Origin of the sequence: Azospirillum sp. SYSU D00513, assembly GCF_017356015.1 — a bacterium.
In the GTDB taxonomy this organism is placed as follows: domain Bacteria; phylum Pseudomonadota; class Alphaproteobacteria; order Azospirillales; family Azospirillaceae; genus Azospirillum.
This window is the reverse complement of record NZ_JAFIQV010000010.1, coordinates 1-25,828: the sequence shown is the minus strand read 5'-3', so window position 1 is coordinate 25,828 and position 25,828 is coordinate 1. Positions and strand designations below refer to the sequence as shown.

Below are 25,828 nucleotides of genomic sequence, written 5' to 3'. Positions count from 1 at the left end.
CGATCGTCCGCGAGGCCGCCCCCGGCCTCGATGTGACCGGGCTTGAGATAACCGGGCTGACCGCCGACAGCCGGGCGGTCACGCCCGGTTTCCTGTTCGCGGCCCTCCCCGGAGCGAAGCAGGACGGGCGCGCCTTCATCGGCGCCGCCCTGGCGCAGGGTGCGGCCGCGGTGCTCGCCCCGAAGGGAACGGAGCTTCCCGCCGGCAGCACGGCGGTCCTGATCGAGGCCGACCGGCCCCGCCTGGCCTTCGCCCTGATGGCGTCGGCCTTCCACGGCCGCCAGCCCGGCACGGTGGTGGCCGTCACCGGGACCAACGGCAAGACCTCCACCGTCCAGTTCGCCCGGCAGATCTGGGCCAACATGGGACACAAGGCCGCCAGCCTCGGCACGCTGGGGCTGGTCGGCCCGGGCCTCGACGGCTACGGCGCCATGACGACGCCCGACCCGGTGTCGCTGCACCGCCATCTCGCCGCCGTCAAGGACGCGGGCATCGAGCATCTCGCCATGGAGGCGTCGAGCCACGGGCTCGACCAGTACCGGCTGGACGGGGTGCGGGTCGCCGCCGCCGGCTTCACCAACCTGACGCGCGACCATCTCGACTATCACGGCACGATGGAGGCCTATCTGGCGGCCAAGGGCGCGCTGTTCGGGCGCGTCCTGGCGCCGGGCGGCACCGCCGTGCTGAACGCCGACAGCGACGTCTTCCCCCAACTTTCCGAGATTTGTTCCAGCCGCGGCCACCGGGTTTTCGGCTACGGTCTGTCCGGTCGCGAGCTGCGGGTGAATGCGGTCGAACCGCAGGTCCACGGGCAACGCCTGGACCTCACCGTCCTGGGCCGCGACGTCACGGTCGACCTGCCTCTGGCGGGCCGCTTCCAGGCCTGGAACGTGCTCTGCGCGCTGGGCCTGGTCATCGGCTCCGGCGGCGACCGCGACCTGGCGCTGGAGACCCTGGCCCGCCTGGACGGCGTGCCCGGCCGCCTTCAGCATGTCGCCACCACCCCGAGCGGAGCGACCGTCTACGTCGACTACGCTCACACGCCGGACGCGCTGGAAACGGTGCTGACGGCGCTGAAGCCGCATGCCCGCCGCCACCTCGCCGTGGTGTTCGGCTGCGGCGGCGACCGCGACCGCGGCAAGCGTCCGGTGATGGGGGAACTGGCCGGCCGCCTGGCCGACCGGGCCATCGTCACCGACGACAACCCGCGGACCGAGATCCCCGAGGCCATCCGCAAGGAGGTGCTGGCGGGATCACCGGCCCTGGAGGAGATCGGCGACCGCCGCGAGGCGATCCGCGCGGCCGTCCGGGGGCTCCGGGCGGGCGACGTTCTGGTCGTCGCCGGCAAGGGGCACGAACAGGGACAGACCATCGGCACCGAGGTGCGGCCCTTCGACGACGTGGCCGAGGCCCGGACCGCCGTAGCGGAGGTTGGAACATGAACGAGACGACGCCCACCACGACGCCGGCCCCCCTGTGGACGGCCCGCGACGCGGCCGCCGCCACCGGCGCCGCGTCCGGCGGCGACGCCGCCTGGACCGCCACCGGGGTCGCCATCGACAGCCGCAAGGTCGCGCCGGGCGACCTCTTCATCGCCATCCAGGGTCCGAATTTCGACGGCCACGCCTTCGTGGGCAAGGCGCTGGAGGCCGGGGCCGCCGCCGCCCTGGTCGGCCATGCCCCCGAAGAGGTGCCCGCCGATGCCCCTCTCCTGACGGTCGGGGACACGCTGGCCGCCATGGAGGCCCTGGGCCGCGCCGGGCGCGCCCGCACCCGTGCGAAGATCGTCGGCGTCACCGGCTCGGTCGGCAAGACCGGCACCAAGGAGGCGCTGCGCCATGTGCTGGGCGCGCAAGGGTCGGTCTACGCGACCGAGGGCAGCCTGAACAATCATTGGGGCGTGCCGCTGTCGCTGGCCCGCCTGCCGGCCGGGGCCGCCTACGGCGTCTTCGAGCTGGGCATGAACCACGCGGGCGAGCTGGGCCCGCTGTCGCGCATGGTGCGGCCCGACGTCTCGGTCATCACCACGGTCGAGGCGGCGCATCTGGAATTCTTCGCGTCGGTCGAGGACATCGCCGACGCCAAGGCGGAGATCTTCGAGGGCACCGCACCCGGCGGGATCGCCGTCTTGAACCGCGACAACCCGCATTACGGCCGGCTGGCCGCCGCGGCCCGCGCCAGGGGCCTGCGCGTCTGGGGCTTCGGCACCCACGCCGACGCCGAGGCGCGGCTCGCCGACTTCTCGCTGCACGCGACCTGCAGCGCCGTCACCGCCGTGATCGGCGGCGAGCGCCTGCAATACTGCCTGTCCCTGCCGGGCAAGCACTGGGTCATGAACAGCCTGGCCGTGCTGCTGGCCGCCCGCGGCCTCGGCGCCGACCTCGCGACCGCCGCCCGCTCCCTGTCCACGCTCCAGCCCGTGAAGGGCCGTGGCACGCGCAAGCGCATCCATGCGGCCCAGGGCGCCTTCACCCTGATCGACGAAAGCTACAACGCCAGCCCGGCGGCCATGGCCGCGACGCTCGAGGTGGTGTCCCGGATCGATCCGGGCGCCGGCGGGCGCCGCATCGCCGCTCTCGGCGACATGCGCGAGCTGGGCGACCGCGCCGACGCTCTGCACGCCGCCCTGGCCGAGCCGCTGAAGGCCGCCCATGTCGACACCGTCTACTGCTCCGGCCCGCACATGCGCGCCCTGTTCGACCGGTTGCCGCCGGCGATGCAGGGGCGCTGGACCGAAACCAGCGCCGAGCTCGCCCCCGTCGTCGCCGCCGAGGTGAAGGGCGGCGACGTGGTGCTGGTGAAGGGATCCGCCGGCAGCCGCATGGGAACGGTGGTGGAGCTTCTCTCGTCGCTTGACACGCGGCGCGAAGAGGACTCCAACGGCAAGCCGACGGCCTCGCCCCTCTTATCCGCCCGCTCCTGACCTTCTCCTCCCGCCCTCCTCCTCGCCCCTTTCCGACTGCCGAGCCCGATGCTCTACAACCTGCTCTTCCCGCTGGCGGACGCCTTCACCCCCTTCAACCTGTTCCGGTACCTGACCTTCCGGACCGGGGGCGCCGTGCTGACGGCGCTGGTCATCAGCTTCGTCTTCTTCCCCCGCCTGATCGGCTGGCTGAAGCGCAAGCAGGGCGAAGGGCAGCCCATCCGGAGCGACGGGCCGGAAACCCACCAGAAGAAGAAGGGCACGCCCACCATGGGCGGCCTGATGATCCTGATCTCCGTCTCGATCAGCACCATCCTGTGGGTGGACGTGACCAACGCCTACAGCTGGGTGGTCCTGCTGGTGACGATCGGCTACGGGCTCATCGGCTTCGGGGACGACTATCTGAAGCTCACCAAGCGCAACCCGAAGGGCCTGTCGGGCAAGCTGAAGCTGGTCTGGCAGATCGCCATCGGCGTCGCCGCCGCGGCTGCGGTTGCCTACATCTCCGAGCCGCCGCTCCGGAACGGGCTCGCCCTGCCCTTCGTGAAGGATTATCTGCTCGGCCTCGGCTGGTTCTTCATCCCGGTCGGCGCCTTAGTCATGGTCGGCGCCTCGAACGCGGTGAACCTGACCGACGGGCTGGACGGGCTCGCCATCGTGCCGACGATCATCGCCACGGGCTGCTTCGCCCTGATCGCCTACCTCACCGGCAACGCGATCTTCGCCAACTACCTGCAGATCCACCATGTGCCGGGCGCCGGCGAGCTGACCGTCTTCTGCGGCGCGCTGATCGGGGCCGGCATCGGCTTCCTCTGGTACAACGCGCCCCCCGCCATGGTCTTCATGGGCGACACGGGCTCGCTGGCGCTCGGCGGCGCGCTGGGCGCCATCAGCGTCGTGACCAAGCACGAGATCGTGCTGGCGATCATCGGCGGCCTGTTCGTGCTGGAGACGGTGTCGGTGATCGTGCAGGTCGCCTCCTTCAAGCTGACCGGCAAGCGTGTCTTCCGCATGGCGCCGCTGCACCACCACTTCGAGAAGAAGGGCTGGGCCGAGTCCACCGTCGTCGTCCGCTTCTGGATCATCGCCGGCGTCCTGGCGCTGGTCGGCCTCTCCACCCTGAAGCTCCGCTGAGGGCCGCCCCGCGATGATCGACCTCTCCCACATGAAGGACCGGCCGGTGGCGGTCATGGGGCTCGGCAAGTCCGGCCTCGCCACCGTCGAGGCCCTGCGCCTCGGCGGGGTCGATGTCTGGGCCTGGGACGACAACCCCGCCGGCCGCGCCAGGGCCGAGGCGCTGGGCGCCCGCATCGTCGATCTGGCTGAGGCGGACCTGTCGCCGCTCTCCACCCTGGCCTGGTCGCCCGGCATCCCGCACACCCACCCGAAGCCGCATCCGGCGGCGGAGCGCGCGCGCGCGGCCGGGCTTGAGCCGGTCTGCGACATCGAGCTTCTGGCCCGGACGCAGCGCGGCGCCCGGACCATCGGCATCACCGGCACCAACGGCAAGTCCACCACCACGACCCTCATCGGCCATGTGCTGGAGGCCGCCGGGCGGACCATCGCCGTCGGCGGCAACCTCGGCACGCCGGTTCTGACCTTCCCGCCGCTCGGCGCCGACGGCACCTATGTGCTGGAAATGTCGAGCTACCAGCTGGAGCTGACCCCCTCCCTTGTCTTCGACGTGGCGCTGCTGCTGAACATCACGCCGGACCATCTCGCCCGGCACGGCGGCATGGACGGCTACATCGCCGCCAAGACGCTGGTCTTCCGGGGCCAGGGCGCAGGCCGGACCGCGATCGTCGGCGTGGACGACCCGCACAGCCGCGCCATCTTCGAGACCCTGAAGGCCGAGGGCGGCCGGACCGTCTGGCCGGTGTCCGCCGAGGACCGCGCGCCCGGCGGCGTCTACGCCGCGGACGGCTTCCTCGTGGACGACACGGACGGCAAGGCGGTCCGCGTCGCCTCCTTGAAGGACTTCCCCCGGCTGCTCGGCAAGCACAACTGGCAGAACGCCGCCGCGGCGTTTGCCGCCTGCAAGGCGGCGGGCGTGCCGGCCGACGTCATCGTCGGGGCGATGCGCAGCTTCCCCGGCCTCGCCCACCGCCAGCAGCTCGTCCGCACGGTCCGCAACGTCCGCTTCGTCAACGACAGCAAGGCGACCAACGCCGACGCCACGGAAAAGGCGCTGGCGACCTTCGATCCGATCTACTGGATCGTCGGCGGCCAGGCCAAGGAGACCGGGCTTTCGGGGCTGGAAGGCTACATGGGCCGCGTGCGTCACGCCTTCCTGATCGGCGAGGCGACCGAGGCCTTCGCCCCCTGGCTGGAAGCGCACGGCGTGGCGCACAGCCGCTGCGGCACGCTGGACGTGGCGACCCGCGCCGCGGCGGCGATGGCGCTGGAGGACGGGCTGAACGAAGCCTGCGTCCTGCTGTCGCCGGCCTGCGCCTCCTGGGACCAGTTCGCGAATTTCGAGAAGCGCGGCGAGGCCTTCGCCGACGCCGTGGGCGCGCTTGACGTGGAAGGAAACGGCTGATGGTGACCTTCGACCGGACCGATCAATCCGTCTTCGGCCGCTGGTGGTGGACCGTCGACCGCTGGCAGCTCGCGGCACTGGGCGCGCTGATCCTCATCGGCACCGTGCTGATCACGGCGGCGAGCCCGCCCGTGGCGGAGCGCATCGGCATCTCCGACACCTTCTACTTCGTCGAACGGCACCTGATGATGCTGGTGCCGTCGCTGGCGATCATGGGTGCCGTGTCGATGCTGAGCCCGCGCGGCGTGCGGCGCGTGGCGCTGGCGGTCTTCCTGGTGTCGGTCGCTCTGGTCTTCGCCACGCTCGTCGTCGGCGTCGAGATCAAGGGCGCGCGCCGCTGGATCCACATCCCCGGCCTGTCCATCCAGCCGTCGGAGTTCGTGAAGCCCGCCTTCGCCGTGGTCGCCGCCTGGCTCTTCTCGCTGTCCCACACCTCGCCGGGCTTCCCGGGCTGGCTCGTGTCCATGGCGCTCTACGGCCTGACCGTGGCCGGGCTGATCCTCCAGCCCGACCTCGGCATGACCTTCGTGGTCTCGGCCGTCTGGTTCTCCCAGTTTTTCCTGGCCGGGCTGAACATCATGCTGGTGGCGATCCTGGGTGCGCTAGGCGTGGCCGGGCTGATCGGCGCCTACTACACGCTGCCGCACGTGCAGAGCCGCATCGACCGCTTCCTCGACCCGGCAAGCGGCGACACCTACCAGGTCAGCCGCTCGCTGGAGGCCTTCGCCAACGGCGGGCTGCTCGGCACCGGGCCGGGCCAGGGCACGGTGAAGTTCTCCCTGCCGGACAGCCACGCCGATTTCATCTTCGCCGTCGCCGGCGAGGAAATGGGCCTGCTCTTCTGCCTGTTCATCGTGGCGATCTTCGCCTTCATCGTGCTGCGCGGCTTCGCCCGCGTCTTCAACGACACGAACTACTTCATCATGCTGGCGACGGCCGGCCTGCTGATCCAGTTCGGCCTCCAGGCGGCGATCAACATGGGCTCGGCCCTGCACCTGATGCCGACCAAGGGCATGACGCTGCCCTTCATCTCCTACGGCGGCTCGTCGCTCCTGGCGCTGGGCTTCGGCATGGGCATGGTGCTGGCGCTCACGCGCAAGCGCTTCGGCCCGGCGGTCTGAGAGAGGAGCGCACCATGCCTCACGACAAGCCGATCCTCCTCGCCGCCGGCGGCACCGGCGGCCATTTCTTCCCGGCCGAGGCGCTGGCGCGCGAGCTGCTCGCCCGCGGCCGCGCCGTCACGCTGGTGACCGACCGGCGCGGCCAGGCCTTCGGCGACTCCCTGCCGGAGGTGCCGGTGCACCGCATCCAGGCCGCGGCCCCCGGCGGCGGCCTGCTCGGCAAGGTCAAGGCGGCGGTCCAGCTCGGCATCGGCACCATCGAGGCGCGCGCCCTGATGCGCCAGCTCGACCCTTGCGCGGTCGTCGGCTTCGGCGGCTATCCCTCGGTCCCGACCGTCTTCGCCGCGGGCCGCGCGGGCATCCCGACGGTGCTGCACGAGCAGAACGCGGTGCTCGGCCGCGCCAACCGGATGCTGGCGGGCCGCGCCCGGCGCATCGCCGTCGCCTTCCCGGAGATGGCCGCCGTGCGGGACGCGGACCGGGCCAAGCTGGTCCGCACCGGCAACCCGGTCCGCCCGCCGATCGCCGCACGGCGGGACGCCGGCTACGCCGCCCCGTCCGCCGACGGCCCCGTCCGGCTGCTGGTGACGGGCGGCAGCCAGGGTGCCCGCGTCTTCTCCGAGATCATACCCGAGGCGCTGCGCCGGCTGCCCGGCGCCTTGCGGGCGCGCATCGAGCTGGCCCAGCAGTGCCGGCCCGAGGAGCTGGACGCCACCCGCGCCCGCTACCAGGGCATGGGGCTCGGCGCCCTGACGCTGGAGAGCTTCTTCCGCGACATGCCGGACCGGCTCGCCGCCTGCCACCTCGCGGTCACGCGGGCCGGCGCCTCCACCGTGGCGGAGCTGACCTGCATCGGACGTCCGGCGCTGCTCGTCCCCTACCCGCACGCGATGGACGACCACCAGACGGCCAACGCCCGGCAGCTCGCCGCCGTCGGCGCCGCCTGGCTGATCCCGCAGCCGGACTTCACCGCCGAGACCCTGGCGGAGCGCCTGACCGGCCTGCTGTCCGACCCCGCCGCGCTGGCGCACGCCGCCAGGGCCGCCCATGGCTGGGGTTCGGACGACGCGGCGGTCCGGCTCGCCGATGCCGTCGTGGAGCTGTGCGGACGCCACTGCCAGGAGGACGGCGCCAACGGCAACCGGATCGAGCCCTCGGAGGCCGCGGAATGAGGAACGCCCTGGTCAAGGGGACCCGCCCCCTGGCGCGCCCCGGCGCCCGCACCCTGAGCGACTGGCCCAACGCCAGGACGCGGATGGAAGGCTCCTGGAGCCACCGCCCCGACTGCCCCCTTCTCCCGAAGGAGGAGGCGCCTTATGGTTTCCTGCGCGACCGGCTGCACCACGGCACCGGGACCGCCCCCCTCCCGCCGGACCTGACGGACCAAGCCGTCGAAGCCGCCCTGCGCCTGATGATTCGCCGAGGACGTTGACAGCATGCGAGCCCTTCCCCTTTCCATCGGCACGATCCATTTCGTCGGCATCGGCGGCATCGGCATGAGCGGCATCGCCGAGGTGCTGAAAAACCTCGGCTATTCCGTCCAGGGCTCCGACCTGTCGGAAAGCGCCAACGTCAAGCGCCTGCGCGAACTCGGCATCGCCGTTCACATCGGCCACCGCGCGGAGAACATCGCCGGCGCCTCGGTCGTGGTCGTCTCCTCCGCCGTGAAGAAGGACAACCCGGAGGTCGTGGCCGCCCGCTCCGCCCTGGTGCCGGTCGTGCGCCGCGCCGAGATGCTGGGCGAGCTGATGCGCCTGCGCTGGGCCATCGCCATCGGCGGCACCCACGGCAAGACCACCACCACCTCCATGCTCGGCCACATGCTGGAGCACGCGAACCTCGACCCGACCGTCATCAACGGCGGCATCATCAACGCCTACGGGACCAACACGCGGCTGGGCTCGGGCGACTGGATGGTGGTCGAGGCGGACGAGAGCGACGGCACCTTCATCAAGCTGCCGGCCTGCATCGCCGTGGTCACCAACATGGACCCCGAGCATCTGGACTTCTACGGCAACTTCGACAACGCCCGCGCCGCCTTCGACAGCTTCGTCCAGAACATCCCCTTCTACGGCTTCGCGGCACTCTGCATCGACCACCCCGAGGTGCAGGCGATGATCCCGCGCGTGTCCGACCGCCGCATCATCACCTACGGCTTCTCGCCGCAGGCCGACGTGCGCGCGCTGAACGTGGAGATGAGCCCGGCCGGCGCCAGCTACGACGTCGTCATCCAGGACCGCCACAGCACCGAGGCCCGCACCATCCAGGGCGTGCGGCTGCCCATGCATGGGCCGCACAACGTCCTGAACTCGCTCGCCTGCTTCGCGGTCGGCAACGAGATGGGGCTGCCCGACGTGGTCATGCGCGACAGCATGGCGCATTTCCAGGGCGTGAAGCGCCGCTTTACCCGGACCGGCGAGTGGAACGGCATCGGGGTCATCGACGATTACGGCCACCACCCGGTCGAGATCGCCGCCGTGCTGCGCGCCGCCCGCACCGCCGGCACCGGCCGCACCATCGCCGTGGTGCAGCCGCACCGCTACACGCGGCTCGCCAACCTGTTCGAGGAGTTCTGCACCTGCTTCAACGACGCCGACGCGGTGATCGTCGCTGACGTCTACGCGGCCGGTGAGAGCCCCATCGAGAACGTCAACCGCGACTCCCTGGTCGAGGGGCTGCGCATGCACGGCCACCGCCAGGTGATGGCGCTGCACGGCCCGGAGGAGCTGCCGCAGCTCGTGGCCGAGATCGCCAAGCCCGGCGACCTGGTGGTCTGCCTCGGCGCCGGCAACATCACGCAATGGGCCAACGCGCTGCCGGGCGACCTCGCCCGGCTGGGCGGTGCGGCATGACGGCGGTCCCGACGATGCGCCCCGACGGCGAGCGGCCCGACGGCCACCTTATCGACCGCATGCCCGCCTGCCGCGGGCGGCTGACCGCCGACGCGCCGCTGGCCGGCGTGACCTGGTTCCGCGCCGGCGGCCCGGCGGAGGTGATGTTCCGCCCCGCCGACGCCGAGGACCTGGCCGACTTCCTCTCCGCCCTGCCCGCCGAGGTGCCGGTGACGGTGCTCGGCGTGGCGTCCAACCTTCTGGTCCGCGACGGCGGCATCCCCGGCGTGGTGATCCGGCTCGGCCGCGGCTTCGCGGACATCCGGGCCGAGGGCATGGAGGTCAATGCCGGGGCCGGCGCGCTCGACATCAACGCCGCCACCGTGGCGCGCGACGCCGGCATCCGCGGCCTGGAGTTCCTGTCGGGCATCCCCGGCACGGTCGGCGGCGCCCTGCGCATGAACGGCGGCGCCTACGGCCGCGAGACCAAGGACGTGCTGGTGTCCGCCGAGGGCGTCACCCGCACGGGCGAGCGGCTGAGCCTGTCGCTCGGCGACATGGGCTTCACCTACCGCCACAGCGCGGTCCCGGCCGACGTCATCTTCACCGCCGCCGTCTTCCGGGGCGAGCCGGACGAGCCGCTGGCCATCGCGCGGCGCATGGCGGAGATCGCCGAGGCGCGCGCCGAGAGCCAGCCGGTCCGCGCCCGCACCGGCGGCTCCACCTTCAAGAACCCGCCCGGCCACAAGGCCTGGGAGCTGATCGACCAGGCCGGCTGCCGCGGCCTCGCCATCGGCGACGCCCAGGTGTCGGAGAAGCACTGCAACTTCCTCATCAACCAGGGCGGCGCCAGCGCCGCCGAGCTGGAAGCGCTGGGCGAGGAAGTGCGCCGGCGGGTCTTCGAGACCTCCGGCGTCACGCTGGACTGGGAAATCAAGCGCGTCGGCGTTCCGAAGGAGCCCACCCCATGAGCCGGAAAAAGCATGTCGCGGTCCTGATGGGCGGCTGGTCGGCCGAGCGCGAGGTGTCGCTGGTCAGCGGCGCCGGCGTCGCCCGGGCGCTGGAGGAGGAAGGCTACACGGTCACCGCCGTGGACGTTCAGCGCGACCTCACGGGCCTGATGCGGGCCTTGAGCGAGCCCCGGCCGGACGTCGTCTTCAACGCGCTGCACGGGCGCGGCGGCGAGGACGGGACGATCCAGGGCGTGCTTGAGTTCCTGGGCATCCCCTACACCCATTCGGGCGTGCGGGCCTCGGCCATCGCCATGGACAAGGACCTCACCAAGCAGCTCGTCGCGGCGGCCGGCGTGCGCTCGCCCAAGGGGCTTGTGCTGCACCGGGGCGATCTCGATGACGGCCGGCACCCGATGCCCGCCCCCTACATCATGAAGCCGGTGGACGAGGGTTCGACCGTCGGTGTCACGCTGGTGCGCGAGGGGCAGAACAGCCCGCTGGGCGAGGCCTGGACCTTCGGCGAGCGCGTTCTGGTCGAGGAGTTCATCCCCGGCCGCGAGCTGACGGTCGGCGTCATGGCCGCCCCCGGCGCCGAGCCGCGCGCGCTTACCGTCACGGAGATCACCTTCGAGGCCGAGCTGTACGACTACACGGCCAAATACACGAACGGCCATGCGGTCCACACCCTGCCGGCGCGGATTCCCGAGGCGGTCGCCGAGGAGGCCAAGCGCCTCGCCATCCTGGCGCACCAGACGCTGGGCTGCCGCGGCGTGTCGCGCAGCGACTTCCGCTGGAACGACGAGAAGCCCGGCACCGAGGGGCTGTATTTCCTGGAGATCAACAACCAGCCGGGCATGACGCCGCTGTCGCTGGTCCCCGAACAGGCGGCCCATGCCGGCATCGGCTATGGTGCCCTGGTGAGCTGGCTGGTGGAGAACGCGGCATGTCAGCTGGACTGAGCGCCCCCCCCGACCTGCGGACTCCGCGCTCCGCCCGGCCGGAGGAGCGCCCGGTGCCGCCGCGCGCCATGGCGCAGTCGGCCCGCAAGGGCAACCGACGCCGAGCCTGGCCGCGCTGGACCCGCCCGGCGCTGAAGCTCGCCTTCACGCTGACGCCGCTGCTCGCGGTCGGCGGCTTCGTGTTCCACGGCTGGCAGGACGGCAGCTTCGCCGAGGCCGCCGACAGCCTGAACGGCGCCATGGTCACCGCCACGGCCGGCGCCGGCTACGCGCTGGACGAGGTGCTGGTCGAGGGCCGCAAGGAGACGGAGTCCGCCGTGGTGCTGGACGCGCTGGGCGTGCGCCGGGGCGACCCGATCTTCGCCATCGACCTCGCCGAGGCGCGGGAACGGCTGCTCCAGCTTCCCTGGATCTCCAGCGCGTCCGTGGAGCGCCGCCTGCCGGACGTCCTCTATGTCCGGCTGGCCGAGCGCCAGCCCATGGCGATCTGGCAGCACGCGCGGACCTTCACGGTCATCGACCGCCAGGGCCGGCCGCTCGCCGACGCGACCGAACTGGCCAAGCGCGGCAACCGCCGGATCGAGACGCTTCCCATGGTGGTGGGCGCCGACGCGCCCCGCCAGGTGCCGCATCTGCTGGAGATGCTGGACCAGGTGCCGAGCCTTCGCGACCGCGTCGTCGCGGCGAGCTGGATCAGCGACCGCCGCTGGGACCTGAAGCTGGAAAACGGCATCACCATCAAGCTGCCGGAGAACAACCCCTTCACCGCACTCCGCCAGCTCACGGAGATGCACGCGAGCGGCCGCCTGTTCGAGCGCGACATCGTCGCCGTGGACATGCGGCAGCCCGACCGGATGATCCTGCAGACCTCCGACACGGCGGTCGTGCCGGCTCTGGAAGACGAGAAGAAGAAGCCGGGAAAGAAGACATGAGCAGGCTTGTCACGACCGGCACCAGCGAGGCCAAGGGGCGATGAGGATGGGCTTCAACAGCGCGAAGAAGCAGAAGCGCGCTCCCCGCGGCGGGATCGTCGCGGCGCTCGACGTCGGCTCCACCAAGGTCTGCTGCTTCATCGCCCGCGTCGAGGACGCGGGCTCGGTGCGCATCCTGGGCATCGGCCACCAGATCGCCACGGGCGTGCGCACCGGCGCCATCGTCGACATGGAGGCGGCGGAGACCTGCATCGGGGCCGCCGTCCACCAGGCCGAGCAGCAGGCCGGCGACACGATCCGCGAGGTGATCGTGAACATGTCCGGCGGCTTCCCGGTCTCGCACAGCTTCAACGCCGAGGTGTCGGTCCCCGGCCCCGAGGTGACGGAGCATGACGTGCACCGGGCGCTGAACCACGCGCGCAGCCTCCAGGTGGCGCCGGACAGCCGGATCGTGCACGCCATCCCCGTCGGCTTCGCGCTGGACGGCAACCGCGGCATCCGCGACCCCAAGGGCATGTACGGCGAGCGGCTCGGCGTGAACGTCCATGTCATCACCGCTTCCGCCGGCGCCGTGCGCAACCTCCAGATCGGCGCGGCCCGCTGCCACCTGGAGATCGACAGCATGGTGGTGAGCCCCTACGCCTCGGGGCTCGCCTGCCTGGTCGAGGACGAGATGGAGCTGGGGGCCGCCTGCATCGACATGGGCGGCGGCACGACGACGATCTCCGTCTTCTGCGAGGGCAACCTCGTCTGGACCGACTGCATCCCGGTCGGCGGCAGCCACGTCACCAACGACATCGCGCGCGGCCTGACGACGCCCGTGGCGCATGCCGAGCGCATGAAGACGCTGCACGGCAGCGCCATGGCGACGGCCGCCGACGAGCGCGAGATGATCGACGTCCCCCAGGTCGGCGAGGAGGAGCGCGGCACCTCCAACAGCGTGCCGAAGTCCTTCCTGGTCCGCATCATCCAGCCGCGGCTGGAGGAGATCTTCGAGCTGGTCCGGCAGCGGCTGGAGCAGTCGGGCCACGCCAAGCTGGTCGGTCGCCGCGTGGTGCTGACCGGCGGCGCCTGCCAGCTGCCCAACACGCGCGAGCTGGCCCAGCTCATCCTCGACAAACAGGTTCGCCTCGGTCGCCCGCTGCGGATCGCCGGTCTCAACGAGACCCACGGCGGCCCGGCCTACTCGACCGCGGCGGGCCTTCTCCTACATGCTGTCCGCAATCCCAACGAACTGCCGGTGTCGGGCCACGAGGCCGCGGCATCCTCCGGCATTCTGGGACGGGTCAGCCTGTGGCTGCGGGAGAACCTTTGATGGCTTCCGACGCTTGTCCCATCCACCGTCCGTTCCGCCTCGCCTACAACGTCTTCGCCTACGAAGTCCCCGTCTCAACAGTCCCCGTCTCACCAGTCTTCGTCTAAACGGTCCCGCCGGAGCCAACCGGCGGCCATCCCATAAACATTCGACAATCAGCAGGTTGTGGAGGCTTTACACATGATCAACGTCACGATCCCCTCGGTCGAGCCCGAGCTGAAGCCGCGCATCACCGTCTTCGGCGTCGGTGGCGCCGGCGGCAACGCCGTCAACAACATGATCAAGTCCAACCTGGAAGGCGTGGACTTCGTCGTGGGCAACACCGACGCGCAGGCGCTCAAGGGCAGCATGTGCGAGAAGCGCATCCAGCTCGGCACCACCGTGACCCGCGGCCTCGGCGCCGGCTCCAAGCCGGATGTCGGCCGCGCCTCGGCCGAGGAGCAGATCGACGAGATCGCCAGCTACCTCGACGGCGCCAACATGGTGTTCATCACCGCCGGCATGGGCGGCGGCACCGGCACGGGTGCGGCTCCGGTCATCGCCCGCGCGGCGCGCGAGCGCGGCATGCTGACGGTCGGCGTCGTCACCAAGCCCTTCCACTTCGAGGGCGCGCACCGCATGCGCCTGGCGGAGTCGGGCATCGCCGAGCTGCAGCAGTATGTCGACACGCTGATCATCATCCCGAACCAGAACCTGTTCCGCATCGCCAACGAGAAGACGACCTTCGCGGACGCCTTCAAGATGGCCGACGACGTCCTGCATTCCGGCGTGCGCGGCGTAACCGACCTGATGGTCATGCCCGGCCTGATCAACCTGGACTTCGCCGACATCCGCTCGGTCATGACCGAGATGGGCAAGGCGATGATGGGCACCGGCGAGGCCGGCGGCGAGCGCCGCGCCATCGAGGCCGCCGAGGCCGCCATCTCCAACCCGCTGCTCGACGACGTGTCGATGAAGGGCGCGCGCGGCGTGCTCATCAACATCACGGGCGGCTACGACATGACCCTGTTCGAGGTCGACGAGGCCGCCAACCGCGTCCGCGACGAGGTCGATCCCGACGCCAACATCATCTTCGGCTCGACCTTCGACAGCTCGCTGGAAGGCACGATGCGCGTCTCGGTCGTCGCCACGGGCATCGACGCCGCCGCCATGGCCAACCCGCGCACCCTGCACCCGGTCAACCTGTCGCTGGTCGCCGGCGGCCCGAAGAAGCCGGCCGCCGTGCCCGGCCTGACCACCGCCGCCCCGGCCGTGCCGGGCCTCACCGCCGCCGCCCCGCTGCCCGGTGCCGCCACGGGGATGAACCGCGCCATGACCGCCGGCTCCTCGGCGCTGCAGATGGACCCCGTCCAGCAGCAGCCCCAGCCGCAGCACCAGGCGGTGGTCCAGCCCGCCCCGCAGCCGGCGCCGGTCGAGCCGGTCCAGGCCCCGCAGGCCGAAGCCTACCAGCCGGTGGAGACCGCCCCGGCCGCCGCTCCGGCCGCCGGCCCGCTGCACGGGACGAACCGCGACGGCCACTTCATGGCGCCGCGGCCCGCCGACGCCGGCCAGCGCCAGCCGATCGTCGCCGGCCCGGCCCCGACCCAGGAGCCGGAGCGCAAGCGCGGCGGCATGTCGCTGTTCGGTCTCGTCACCGGCCTAACCGGCCGCAAGGCCGAGCCCGCGCCGGAGGTGGCACCCCAGCCCGTCCAGCAGCCCGCGCTCCAGCAGCCGGCCCAGCAGCCCCAGATGGCCGCCCAGCCCGCGCCGCAGCCGCCGCGCGCCGAGCCGCGCCCGAACAGCTTCGGCATCGAGGCCCCCGGCAAGCCCATGACCCCGGCCGAGCAGGAGGCGCTGGACATCCCGGCCTTCCTGCGCCGCCAGGCGAACTGAGCGTGATCGAACAGAGCCTCGGCATCCGCTGAAGGCCAGCCCTTCCTTCGGCGCCGTCACCTCCCGTGGCGGCGCCGAAGGGAGAATCCACAACCTGCATTGACCTTACCGCCTCCGGAGCCGCGCAATCGTGCTCCGGGGGCGGCTTTTTCGCGTCCGCCGCCCGGTCGCTGTTGCTCTGCAACATTCGGTAACAAAGCGTGATTTGTTCTGTCGCGGGGGCGATGCTACCTACCAATTGCGGTCATGGTTTCCCCGTGACCCGCCGCCGATTCCCGATCGTTCAGGATCGACCACAACAGCGGGATATGACCGTGCTTCACAAAGCCAGCCATGCGGACGTGATGTTCCAGCGGACCCTGCGGAAGGCGGCCGGCTGCTCCGGCGTCGGACTGCATTCGGGCAACCCCGTGACCATGACGGTCGCTCCGGCCGAGGCGAACAGCGGCATCTCCTTCATCCGCACCGACCGTCCGCGCGCCGGCCGGATCCCGGCGCGCTGGGACCGCGTGGTGGACACCCGCCTGTGCACGGTGCTGGCGGGCGACGAGGGCACGACCGTCGGCACGGTCGAGCATCTGATGGCCGCACTCGCCGGCTGCGGCATCGACAACGCCGTGATCATGCTGGACGGCCCCGAGGTTCCGATCATGGACGGCAGCTCGCAGGGCTTCGTGGAGCTGATCGAGCGCGCCGGGACCGTGGCGCAGGCCGCTCCGCGCCGCGCCATCCGCGTCCTGAAGCCGGTGACCGTCACGGAAGGCGCCAAGTCCGTCTCGCTGTTTCCGGACGAGGTCACGAGCTACGGCGTCGAGATCGATTTCGACAGCGCCGCCATCGCCCGGCAGGCGCGCACGCTCGTGCTCGACGGCAGCGCCTTCCGCGACGAGGTCAGCCGCGCCCGCACCTTCGGCTTCCTTCACGAGGTCGAGGCGATGCGCAAGGCCGGGCTCGCGCGCGGCGGCTCGCTCGACAACGCCATCGTGATCTCCGGCGACACCGTGATGAACGAGGGCGGGCTGCGCTACGGCGACGAGTTCGTGCGCCACAAGATCCTGGACGCCGTCGGCGACCTCTATCTGGCCGGCGCGCCGCTGATCGGCCGCTTCCACGGCGTCCGGCCGGGCCATGCCATGAACAACCGGCTGCTGCACGCGCTGTTCGCCCAGGCCGATGCCTGGTGCTACGAGACGATCGCGGCTCCGGTCGAGCGCGCCGTCGCCTGACCGGCACGCCGCTGCGCGGGAACCCTGCCCTCCCCTTCCGGGGAGGGCATTTTTATTTTCACGGCCCCCTCCCCTTCCGGTGCGCCGGACCACGCGCGGCGCGCGAAGCGCCCTCCCCTTCCGCGCGGAAATGGAGGATACTCGCGCAGCCTTCCCCTGGTTTCCAGAATCATGAAACGCGAATAATCATTTTATTTCAATTGGTTATGTAACAATATTGAGGTAATTCCTGAGCCCGGCACGCTAGTGGCCGCCCTCCCTCGGAACGGGACGGCCCGCCCTGCCGGTTCCAGGAAGCGCTCCATGGGGTGCCGAGCGATCCGACTTGCCGCGCCGGGCTCCTCGCGTGCTATATAGGGGCACACCAGAAAAGCGTCTTCAGGACTCCGATGCTCCCCCGCTTCCACCGCCTCCCCTTCGCGGCCCTCCTGCTGGCCTCCGCCCTGGCCGGCTGCTCCTCCACCCCGGAGGCGCCGGCCTATGTCGAGCGCCCGGCCGAGCAGATCTACAAGGAGGCGGACGCCGCCATGAAGGACGGGCGGTACAGGGTCGCCGCCCAGCTCTTCGACGAGGTGGAACGCCAGCACCCCTATTCGGAATGGGCGACCAAGGCGCAGCTCATGGCCGCCTACGCCCATTACGAGGACCTGAAGTACGACGACGCGATCCTGGCGCTCGACCGCTTCATCCAGCTTCATCCGGGAAACCCGGACGTCGCCTACGCCTATTATCTGCGCGGCCTCTCTTATTACGAGCAGATCACCGACGTGCGGCGCGACCAGCGCATGACACGCCTGGCGACGGACGCGCTGGGCGAGGTGGTGCGCCGTTTCCCCGAGACCGAATACGCCCGTGACGCCAAGCTGAAGATCGACCTGACCTACGACCATCTGGCCGGCAAGGAGATGGAGGTCGGGCGCTTCTACCTGAACCAGGGCCAGCACACGGCGGCGATCAACCGTTTCCGGACGGTGATTGAAAACTTCCAGACCACTTCCCACGTGCCGGAGGCGCTGCACCGGCTGGTGGAGTGCTATCTGGCGCTTGGCGTGACGGACGAGGCGAGAACCGCCGCCGCCGTGCTCGGCCACAATTTCCCCGGCAGCGAATGGTACACGGACAGCTACGCCCTTCTGGTGGACGCGAACGTACGTCCGCAACGAAACGAGAGATCGTGGATCAGCAGAGCTTGGAGCTCCCTGTTTTAGGGCGGTCGGTTCTGGCGTCCCTGACGATCCGGGACGTCGTCCTGATCGAGCGGTTGACGCTGAATTTCCGCACCGGCCTGTGCGTGCTCACGGGTGAAACCGGCGCCGGCAAGTCCATTCTTCTGGACGCGCTCGGGCTGGCGCTGGGCGCGCGCGCCGATTCGGGCCTCGTCCGCCAGGGCGCCGACCAGGCGTCGGTGACGGCGGAGTTCGAGCTGCGCGGCGACCATCCGGCGCTGGCGATCCTCCGCGAACAGGGGCTCGACGACGAGGACCGCCTCATCGTCCGCCGCACCGTGTCTCCGGACGGGCGCAGCCGCGCCTGGGTCAACGACCAGTCCGCCAGCGTCACGCTGCTGAAGCGGCTGGGCGAGGAGCTGGTCGAGGTCCATGGGCAGTTCGATACCCACGGCCTTCTCAACCCGCAGACCCACCGCGGCGTGCTCGACGCCTATGCCGGGCTCGAGCGCGACGCCGAGAAGGTGGCATCGCTCCACCGCGACTGGCGCAAGGTCGAGGACGCCCGCGCGAACGCCGAGCAGGAGATCGCCCGCGCCCGCCAGGAGGAGGATTATCTCCGCCATGCCGTCGCCGAGCTGGACGCGCTCGCGCCGAAGCCCGGCGAGGAGGCGGAACTTTCGGAGACCCGCGCCGTCCTCACCCACCGCGAGAAGCTGGTGGAGGCGATGAACGCGGCCTTCGCCGACCTGTCGGGCGACCGTGGAGTGGAGCGGGCGCTGGCTTCGGCCATCCGCACCCTGACCCGAATCGCCGAGAAGGCCGGCGGCAAGCTCGACCCGGTCATCGCCGCACTCGACCGAGCGGCGAACGAGGCGGCGGAGGGCATCGCGGCCCTTCAGGCGGCCTCGGCCGACGTGGACATGGACCCGCAGGCGCTGGAGAAGCTGGAGGACCGCCTCTTCGCCCTGCGCGCCGCCGCGCGCAAGCACGGGGTGGACGTGGACGCGCTTTCGGCGCTCCGCAAGGACATGGCCGACCGGCTGCTGCTGATCGAGGACCAGGGCGACCTGCTGACCCGCCTCGCCAAGGAGGCGGAGGCGGCGCGCGAGGCCTACCGCAAGGCCGCCGAGAAGCTCGGCAAGGCCCGCCGCTCCGCCGCCGCCGAGCTGGACAAGGTCGTGGCCGCCGAGCTGCCGCCGCTGAAGATGGAGAAGGCCCGCTTCCGCACGACGGTCGAGCCGCTGGACCCCGCCGACTGGGGACCGGCCGGCATCGACCGCGTCGCCTTCCAGGTCGCCACCAATCCCGGCTCCGCCCCCGGCGCGCTCAACAAGATCGCGTCCGGCGGCGAACTCGCCCGCTTCATGCTGGCGCTGAAGGTCGTGCTGGCCCAGACCTCCACCGTTGGCACGCTGGTCTTCGACGAGGTGGACACGGGCATCGGCGGCGCCGTCGCCGCCGCAGTGGGCGAGCGCCTGGAAAAGCTCGGCCACGGGTTGCAGGTCCTCGTCGTCACCCACAGCCCCCAGGTGGCAGCGCGTGGTGCGGTCCATCTGAAGGTCCAGAAGACCGCCAAGGGCAACCAGGTGACCACTGGCGTCGCCGAGCTGGACGGCGGCGACCGCCAGGAAGAAATCGCCCGCATGCTGTCGGGCGCCACCGTCACCGCCGAAGCCCGCGCCGCGGCGGCCAGCCTCATCGCCGGCCGGGCTTGATGACCGGGCGCCGGGCTTCCCCTTGCGGGGGCGGCCCGGCGGCTCAGTGGAACTCTCAAAATTTTTGCGCCGCAGAAAGCATCCGGAAGACAAAAACCTTCCGTCACCCCCGCGAAAGCGGGGGTCCAGAACTCCCCATTGCGCACTTTACTTTGCAAGACTTGGATCCGCGGCTTTGCTTGATCCCCTCTCCCCTTGGGGAGAGGGGCAGGGTGAGGGGGTTGCCGGGGAACATTTCCGTGCGGCAATTGCAGAACCCCCTCACCCTCCCAGCCCTTGCGGGCTGGGCCCCACCCTCTCCCCGGCGGGGAGAGGGAAAAACGGCCGTCAAGGTTAGCGCCGTTAGCGCAAAGACCCTACCCACTCACCCCAACGCCGCCGGCACCTCCACGCCCATCGCCGCCGACTTCGCCCGGAGCGCGTCGGCGATGGCGGGGGACAGTTCCACGCCCGTCTCGAGTTGGCGCCGGCGGCGCTCCAGGCCACGCTCGCCGGGAAGGCGGACGGGAGGAGCGCCCTCGGGCACGCGGGACTCCCGGCAGCTCCGGGCCAGCGCTTCCATCTGGTGGCGGAAGGCGCCTTCCCCGCCGGTCCGGGCCGGGTCGATGACCTGGAGGAACACCGAGGCACCCCAGCGCCGCTCCGGCTCGGCTCGGCCGTAGCCGCCGAGGCCGGCGGTCATCGCCTCGATCATCAGCGACAGGGCGAAGCCCTTGTGCCCGTGGTCCTGGCCGCCGATGGGCAGGATGGTGCCGGGCGGGTCGGTGAAGAGCACGGCCGGGTCGTCGCTCTTGCGGCCCTGCCCGTCCTGAAGCCAGGGGTGCGGCAGCCGGCCGCCCTGCCTGTGCAGGCGGTTGGTCAGGCCGTTGGTGGTGATGGAGCTGCTGACGTCCAGCAGGATCGGGCCGCCCTCCGTCGGGATGCCGGCGGAGATCGGATTCGGCGTCACCACCGGCGTCAGCCCGCCGAAGGGCGCCACGCTGCTGACCGCCGGGTCGGAGGAGGCCAGGATGATGAGCTGCCCGGCTTCGGCCACCGGCCGCAGATAGGCGGCCAGGCAGGCGATGTGGTGGCTGCGGCGGATGACCACGGTCGAGGCACCCTGCTCCCGCGCGCGGGACGACGCCTGCTCGACGGCGCGGCGCACCAGCCAGGGACCGGGCAGATAGCCGCCGTCCCAGAGCGCGATGGGGCCGTGGTCGGACACAACCTCCGGCTCGCCCGCCGTCGCCATGCGGCCCCCGGCGATCTCGTCCAGGTAGGGGGCGGCGAGCTGCAGCCCGTGCGTGTCGTGGCCGAGCAGATCGCCCTCCACCAGCACGTCGGCGACGGTGCGCGCCCTGTCCTCGGCCAGCCCGGCGCGGACGAACAGCGTGCTCGCCCAATCCTGCAGCGTCTTCGCGGAATACCGCTCCTTGGTCATCGTCCTCTCGCTTTCCGTCATGATGTCTCGATGTCCTCCCGCCCCTTGAGGAAGTGGAGGATGAAGTCGTAGGCCGAATCCAGATGCGCGCGCAGCGCGCCGGCGGCCTCGTCCGGATCCCGGCGGCGGAGCGCGTCGATGACGCGCCCGTGCTGCTCGACCGTGATGGCGCCCCGGTCCGGCTCCGGAATGGTCAGGTGGCGGCAGCGGTCGAGCTGCGCCTTGGAGATCTCCACCGCGCGCCACAGCCCCGGCATGTCGCTGATCCGGCTGATGGTGCGGTGGAACTGGTCGTCGTAGCGCACCGCCTCGTCGTAGCGCCGGTGGTCCAGCGCCAGCCGGTAGAGCGCGTGCAGCTCCTCGATGCGCAGGAGGTCGTCGTCCGTCACCCTCGGTGCCGCGCGCCGGATGCTCTCGATCTCCAGCGCGCGGCGGATGACGTGCGCCTCCTCGATCTGGGCGAGGCTGACCTTCGACACGTAGGTGCTGGACTGCGCGACGACGGTGATCAGCGCCTCGTCGCTCAGCCGCTTGACCGCCTCGCGCACGGGCGTGCGGGAGATGCCCAGCTGCTCGGCGATGAGCTTCTCGTTGACGACCGCCCCCGGCTTCAGGCTGCCCGACAGGATCAGCCGCCGGACGAGCAGGTAGATCTGGTCGCGCAGGGGCCGCGAGCGGTCGAGCCCGGCCGCCGCCTCCGGCGGCAGGATCGCCCCCAGCCCCTCGCTTCCGTTCTGCGCGCCACGCCGTCCCGCCACGGATGGTCTCCCCGTTCCGCCCTGCCCAGCCTCCCGCTCCGCCGTCAGTAGGTCGCCCGGCCGCCGGACAGGTCGAAGACCGCGGCGGTGGTGAAGGAGTTCTCCTCGCTGGCGAGCCAGGCGATCATGGCCGAGGCCTCGTGCAGCTCCAGGAAGCGGTTCCGCGGGATCTTGCCCAGCATGTACGTGATGTGCTCGGGGCTCTGCTCCATGGCGCCGGGGGTGCGGGCGACGGCGGGGGTCACGCAGTTCACCCCGATGTCGTAGCCGGCGAGTTCCTTGCCCAGCGACTTGGTCAGCGCGATGACGCCGGCCTTTGCCGTGGAATAGGCGGCGGCGTTCGGGTTGCCCTCCTTCCCGGCGATGGAGGCGACGTTGACGATGCGCCCGTAATTCTGCGCGATCATCATCGGCACGATGGCGCGGCAGCAATGGAAGGTGCCGTTCACGTCCACATGCAGGACGACGTGCCACTCCTCCACCGGATAGTCCCAGAGCGTCCGGTTCGGCCCGACGATGGCGGCGTTGTTGACGAGGATGTCGACGCCGCCGAGCGCCTCCCGCGTGGCTTCCGCCGCCTCGGCCACCCCGGCGTGGTCGCCGATATCCACCTCGGCCGTATGGACGCGCCCCGCCCACTCCGGGTCGGTCCCGGCGAGTTGCGCGCGGGCCGTGTCAAGCTGGGCGGCGTTGCGGTCCCACAGGCTGACCCGCGCGCCGGAGCGCAGGAAGCGTTGAACCACCTCGAATCCGATGCCCTGCGCGCCGCCGGTCACGATGGCGCGGCGGCCGTTCAAATCGATCTGGTTCATGCGTTCTCCCTGGTGTGACGGGTGGAATCCGGCGGCAGCGGCGGCGTCCGCGCGCCCTCCTGCATCCGTATTCGGTTTGTTGATCCCACAATCTTTCTTGACAACTGTTATACTAGTACAACATGCTCGTCAACAACGCCGGCCACACCGGAAACCCTCCTCCGGAGGCGGCCGCATCGGGAGGAGTTCCATGTTCGACATCGCGGGGCGTCACGCCCTGGTCACCGGCGGCGCCAACGGGATCGGCGCCGGCATCGCCTCGGCCCTGATGGAGGCCGGCTGCCACGTCACCGTCGCCGACCTGCCCGGCTCCGCCACGCCGGAGCTGGAGGCCGCCCAGTCCGCCGGGAAGGCGTCCTTCGTCCCGCTCGACGTGACGGACGAGGCGGGGATCGCGGCGGTGGTGGGTGCCCTGAACCGGCTCGACATCCTCGTCAACTGCGCGGGCATCATCCGCCGGGCGGAGGAGTTCGACCTCGCCACCTTCGCGCGGGTGCTGGACGTCAACCTGACCGGCACCATGCGGCTCTGCACGGCCTGCCGCCCGCTGCTGGCGGCGAACGGCCCGGACGGCGGGGCCGCCATCGTCAACATCGCCTCGATGCTGAGCTTTTTCGGCGGCGGCCTCGTCCCCGCCTACAGCGCCAGCAAGGGCGGCATCGCCCAGCTGACCAAGAGCCTCGCCATCGCCTGGGCGAAGGACGGCATCCGCGTCAACGCGGTGGCGCCGGGCTGGATCGCCACGCCGCTGACCCGGGCACTCCAGGAGGACCCGGAACGGTCGAAGGCCATCCTGTCCCGCACGCCCATGGGCCGCTGGGGCAAGCCATCGGACGTGGCCGGCGCCACGCTGTTCCTCTGCTCCCCGGCGGCCTCCTTCATGACCGGCGTCGTCCTGCCGGTCGATGGCGGCTATCTCGTCGCCTGACCCTCACCCTTTCACCGAAGACCAGGAAAGAAGACCGGCATGACCGACACGGCCGCTCCGCTGGACCATTCCCGCATGCCCTACCAGCTTCCGTTCCCGCCGGAGGCCGCCGCCGAGATCATCGTGCCGGGCGCCCTGCCGGAGGACGAGCGCGTCTGGGTGCCGCAGGCGCCCAACGTCTGGTTCCGCCCGCTCTGCCTCAACACGGTGTCCGGCTATTGGGTGAACCTGCTGCGGGTGCGCAAGTCCGGCGTGCTGAGCCGCCACCGCCATCCGGGGCCGGTGCACGGCTTCGTGCTGCGCGGCCGCTGGCACTATCTGGAGCATGACTGGGTGGCCGAGGAGGGCTCCTACGTCTTCGAGCCGCCGGGCGAGACCCACACGCTGGTCGTCCCGGAGGACGTGCCGGAAATGATCACCCTGTTCCACATCACGAGCTGCATGATCTACGTCGATCCCTGGGGCAAGCAGACCGCCTACGAGGACGTGTTCAGCAAGATCGCCATGTGCAGGGCGCATTACGAATCCAACGGGCTCGGCGGGGATTACCTGGACCGCTTCATCCGCTGATTTTGGGCGCCGATCCTGGGCGCCGATCCTGGGCGTTGGCACGGGCGCGGACCCGGGCCGGCTTGAACCGAGCCGAATAAAACAACCAAAGAGGGAGGGTAACACCATGAGGAAGATGCTTCTGTCGACCCTGTCCGCCACGGCGGCCATCGTCGCCGGCCTGTTCATGGGGGCCGTGGCCCCGGCCGAGGCGGCCTATCCGGAGCGCCCGGTCACGCTGATCGTGCCCTGGGGTGCGGGCGGCGGCACCGACGCCACCGCGCGCATCATCGGCACGCTGCTGGAGCGTGAACTGGGCAAGCCGGTCAACGTCGTGAACCGCACGGGCGGCAGCGGCGTCGTCGGCCACTCCGCCATCGCCACCGCCCCGCCCGACGGCTACACGCTGGGCATGGCGACCGTCGAGATCGGCATGATGCACTGGCAGGGCCTGACGGAGCTGACCTCCAAGGATTACACGCCGCTCGCCCTCATGAACTACGACCCGGCGGCGATCCAGGTGCGGTCCGACGCCCCCTACAAGAACGTCAAGGACCTGATCGAGGCCATCAAGGCCAACCCCGGCAAGTTCAAGGCGTCCGGCACCGGCCAGGGCGGCATCTGGCACCTCGGCCTGTTCGGCCTGCTGGCCGAGCTGAAGATCGACCCGGCCGCCGTCACCTGGGTGCCGAGCCAGGGTGCCGCCCCCGGCCTCCAGGACCTCATGGCCGGCGGTGTGGAGATCGTCCCCTGCTCGCTGCCGGAGGCCCGCTCGCTGCTCGACGCCGGCCGCGTGAAGAGCCTCGTCACCTTCGGCCAGAGCCGCAACGCCGCCTTCCCCAACGTCCCGACCCTGAAGGAGGAGATCGGCAGCACGTGGGAAGTCGGCGCGTGGCGCGGCATCGTCGGGCCGAAGGGCCTGCCCCAGGACGTGTCCGACCGCCTCGTCCAGGCGCTCGACAAGATCTACAAGTCCGCCGATTACAAGACCTTCATGGACCAGCGCGGCTTCGGCATGCAGTACGCCGCGACCGGTGAATTCGCCAGCTTCATGGAAGCGAGCGACAAGAAGCTGGGCGACGCCATGAAGGTCGTCGGCATCGCGAAGTAAGAGCGGCGGAAGGGACCCGCGAGCGCTTTCGGCTGCGCGGCGGGTCCCTTTTCCTTCCTTCCCCATTTCTGCGATTACTCATTGCAGGAACAGCTCCTTCCGTCATCCCCGCGGAAGCGGGGATCCAGAAGTCTTCCACAGGGTTTGCTCTGCGGAGTTCTGGATCCCCGCGTCCGCGGGGATGACGTCAACTGGTCGGACACCGCCTGCGTTCCCGTCCCAGAGGACACGCCCATGAGACTTCACGACACCATCATCGGCCTTCTTCTAGGGCTGCTCGCGCTGGCGGTTCTGGTGACGGTCAGCGACTACCCGAGCATTCCCGGCCAGAACATCGGGCCGGCGGCCTTCCCGGGGCTGATCGGGGCGCTGCTGCTGCTCTGCTCGGCCATCCTCATCGTCCGGGGGCTGCGCGACCGGGACGCCCCCTGGCTGCGCCTGGGCGACTGGCTGCGCTCCCCCGCTCATCTCCGCAACGTCCTGCTCGTGGTGGCGGGCCTCGTCTTCTACATCCTGGCCGCCGACGCACTGGGCTTCATCGTCTGCTCGCTCGTGATCCTGCTCGCCCTCTTCTTCTCGCTCCGGGTGCGCCCGGTCCTGGCCGTCACGGTGGCGCTCGCCGTCACGCTCTTCGTCCACACCGTCTTCTACAACGTCCTGCGCGTGCCGCTGCCCTGGGGCGTGCTGCAGCC

General features: G+C 70.8%; 23 protein-coding genes. 20 read left to right on the top strand and 3 right to left on the bottom strand.

The window, feature by feature from the left end:
• The first annotated feature begins 2 nt into the window (after nucleotides 1-2).
• The 16 genes from JUB11_RS09550 to recN all read left to right on the top strand — a co-directional run bounded on the left by JUB11_RS09550 (nucleotide 3) and on the right by recN (nucleotide 19,555).
• A complete protein-coding gene (locus tag JUB11_RS09550; protein ID WP_207458417.1) occupies nucleotides 3-1,442 on the top strand; it encodes a UDP-N-acetylmuramoyl-L-alanyl-D-glutamate--2,6-diaminopimelate ligase in 1,440 nt (479 codons plus the stop codon).
• The gene (locus JUB11_RS09545; protein WP_207458300.1) at nucleotides 1,439-2,923 is read left to right on the top strand and encodes a UDP-N-acetylmuramoylalanyl-D-glutamyl-2,6-diaminopimelate--D-alanyl-D-alanine ligase; all 1,485 of its coding nucleotides are present in this window, start codon (nucleotides 1,439-1,441) and stop codon (nucleotides 2,921-2,923) included. The genes JUB11_RS09550 and JUB11_RS09545 overlap by 4 nt, the downstream gene beginning before the upstream one ends.
• A gap of 48 nt (nucleotides 2,924-2,971) precedes the next feature.
• Entirely contained in the window at nucleotides 2,972-4,057 is a 1,086-nt protein-coding gene (gene mraY / locus JUB11_RS09540; protein WP_207458299.1) for a phospho-N-acetylmuramoyl-pentapeptide-transferase, read from the top strand.
• A 13-nt stretch (nucleotides 4,058-4,070) separates the two neighbouring features.
• On the top strand, nucleotides 4,071-5,462 hold the full coding sequence (gene murD, locus JUB11_RS09535; RefSeq protein ID WP_207458298.1) for a UDP-N-acetylmuramoyl-L-alanine--D-glutamate ligase: 1,392 nt from the start codon (nucleotides 4,071-4,073) through the stop codon (nucleotides 5,460-5,462).
• Entirely contained in the window at nucleotides 5,462-6,583 is a 1,122-nt protein-coding gene (locus JUB11_RS09530) for a putative peptidoglycan glycosyltransferase FtsW (protein WP_207458297.1), read from the top strand. The genes murD and JUB11_RS09530 overlap by 1 nt, the downstream gene beginning before the upstream one ends.
• 14 nt (nucleotides 6,584-6,597) lie before the next feature.
• Nucleotides 6,598-7,755 carry an undecaprenyldiphospho-muramoylpentapeptide beta-N-acetylglucosaminyltransferase gene (gene murG, locus JUB11_RS09525; RefSeq protein WP_207458296.1) on the top strand — a complete coding sequence of 386 codons (1,158 nt, stop codon included), beginning with the start codon at nucleotides 6,598-6,600 and terminating at the stop codon, nucleotides 7,753-7,755.
• Nucleotides 7,752-8,015 (top strand): hypothetical protein, encoded by a 264-nt coding sequence (locus JUB11_RS09520; RefSeq protein WP_207458295.1) that lies wholly within the window; start codon nucleotides 7,752-7,754, stop codon nucleotides 8,013-8,015. Before murG ends, JUB11_RS09520 begins: the two co-directional genes overlap by 4 nt.
• Before the next feature lie 4 nt (nucleotides 8,016-8,019).
• Nucleotides 8,020-9,435, top strand: a complete 1,416-nt coding sequence (gene murC, locus JUB11_RS09515) for a UDP-N-acetylmuramate--L-alanine ligase (RefSeq protein ID WP_207458294.1) — start codon at nucleotides 8,020-8,022, stop codon at nucleotides 9,433-9,435.
• The gene (murB, locus tag JUB11_RS09510; RefSeq protein WP_207458293.1) at nucleotides 9,432-10,385 is read left to right on the top strand and encodes a UDP-N-acetylmuramate dehydrogenase; all 954 of its coding nucleotides are present in this window, start codon (nucleotides 9,432-9,434) and stop codon (nucleotides 10,383-10,385) included. Before murC ends, murB begins: the two co-directional genes overlap by 4 nt.
• Entirely contained in the window at nucleotides 10,382-11,326 is a 945-nt protein-coding gene (locus JUB11_RS09505; protein ID WP_207458292.1) for a D-alanine--D-alanine ligase, read from the top strand. The genes murB and JUB11_RS09505 overlap by 4 nt, the downstream gene beginning before the upstream one ends.
• The gene (locus JUB11_RS09500) at nucleotides 11,311-12,258 is read left to right on the top strand and encodes a cell division protein FtsQ/DivIB (RefSeq protein ID WP_207458291.1); all 948 of its coding nucleotides are present in this window, start codon (nucleotides 11,311-11,313) and stop codon (nucleotides 12,256-12,258) included. The genes JUB11_RS09505 and JUB11_RS09500 overlap by 16 nt, the downstream gene beginning before the upstream one ends.
• A gap of 46 nt (nucleotides 12,259-12,304) precedes the next feature.
• On the top strand, nucleotides 12,305-13,573 hold the full coding sequence (gene ftsA, locus JUB11_RS09495) for a cell division protein FtsA (protein WP_207458290.1): 1,269 nt from the start codon (nucleotides 12,305-12,307) through the stop codon (nucleotides 13,571-13,573).
• A 180-nt stretch (nucleotides 13,574-13,753) separates the two neighbouring features.
• A complete protein-coding gene (gene ftsZ / locus JUB11_RS09490) occupies nucleotides 13,754-15,445 on the top strand; it encodes a cell division protein FtsZ (RefSeq protein ID WP_207458289.1) in 1,692 nt (563 codons plus the stop codon).
• Nucleotides 15,446-15,759: 314 nt separating this feature from the next.
• On the top strand, nucleotides 15,760-16,671 hold the full coding sequence (gene lpxC, locus JUB11_RS09485) for a UDP-3-O-acyl-N-acetylglucosamine deacetylase (RefSeq protein WP_348771400.1): 912 nt from the start codon (nucleotides 15,760-15,762) through the stop codon (nucleotides 16,669-16,671).
• A gap of 389 nt (nucleotides 16,672-17,060) precedes the next feature.
• Nucleotides 17,061-17,879: an outer membrane protein assembly factor BamD gene (locus tag JUB11_RS09480; RefSeq protein ID WP_207458288.1), complete on the top strand. Its 819-nt coding sequence runs from the start codon at nucleotides 17,061-17,063 to the stop codon at nucleotides 17,877-17,879.
• On the top strand, nucleotides 17,846-19,555 hold the full coding sequence (recN, locus tag JUB11_RS09475) for a DNA repair protein RecN (protein WP_348771399.1): 1,710 nt from the start codon (nucleotides 17,846-17,848) through the stop codon (nucleotides 19,553-19,555). Before JUB11_RS09480 ends, recN begins: the two co-directional genes overlap by 34 nt.
• Nucleotides 19,556-19,919: 364 nt before the next feature.
• Here the strand turns inward: recN and JUB11_RS09470 are convergent, their stop codons facing one another.
• From JUB11_RS09470 to JUB11_RS09460, 3 genes are read right to left on the bottom strand one after another with little or no spacing between them, the layout of a single operon-like run.
• Nucleotides 19,920-20,999: an Ldh family oxidoreductase gene (locus tag JUB11_RS09470; RefSeq protein ID WP_207458286.1), complete on the bottom strand. Its 1,080-nt coding sequence runs from the start codon at nucleotides 20,997-20,999 to the stop codon at nucleotides 19,920-19,922.
• Entirely contained in the window at nucleotides 20,996-21,736 is a 741-nt protein-coding gene (locus JUB11_RS09465; protein WP_207458285.1) for a GntR family transcriptional regulator, read from the bottom strand. The genes JUB11_RS09470 and JUB11_RS09465 overlap by 4 nt, the downstream gene beginning before the upstream one ends.
• A 44-nt stretch (nucleotides 21,737-21,780) precedes the next feature.
• The gene (locus JUB11_RS09460) at nucleotides 21,781-22,548 is read right to left on the bottom strand and encodes an SDR family NAD(P)-dependent oxidoreductase (protein WP_207458284.1); all 768 of its coding nucleotides are present in this window, start codon (nucleotides 22,546-22,548) and stop codon (nucleotides 21,781-21,783) included.
• Between the two features lie 190 nt (nucleotides 22,549-22,738).
• Here JUB11_RS09460 and JUB11_RS09455 point away from each other — a divergent pair, with 190 nt between their 5' ends.
• The 4 genes from JUB11_RS09455 to JUB11_RS09440 all read left to right on the top strand — a co-directional run.
• The gene (locus JUB11_RS09455) at nucleotides 22,739-23,476 is read left to right on the top strand and encodes an SDR family oxidoreductase (protein WP_207458283.1); all 738 of its coding nucleotides are present in this window, start codon (nucleotides 22,739-22,741) and stop codon (nucleotides 23,474-23,476) included.
• A 39-nt stretch (nucleotides 23,477-23,515) separates the two neighbouring features.
• The gene (locus tag JUB11_RS09450; protein WP_207458282.1) at nucleotides 23,516-24,046 is read left to right on the top strand and encodes a 2,4'-dihydroxyacetophenone dioxygenase family protein; all 531 of its coding nucleotides are present in this window, start codon (nucleotides 23,516-23,518) and stop codon (nucleotides 24,044-24,046) included.
• Between the two features lie 106 nt (nucleotides 24,047-24,152).
• Entirely contained in the window at nucleotides 24,153-25,136 is a 984-nt protein-coding gene (locus tag JUB11_RS09445) for a tripartite tricarboxylate transporter substrate binding protein (protein ID WP_207458281.1), read from the top strand.
• 234 nt (nucleotides 25,137-25,370) lie between these two features.
• Nucleotides 25,371-25,828: tripartite tricarboxylate transporter TctB family protein (locus JUB11_RS09440; protein ID WP_207458280.1), on the top strand; the 458-nt coding region annotated here is incomplete at its 3' end.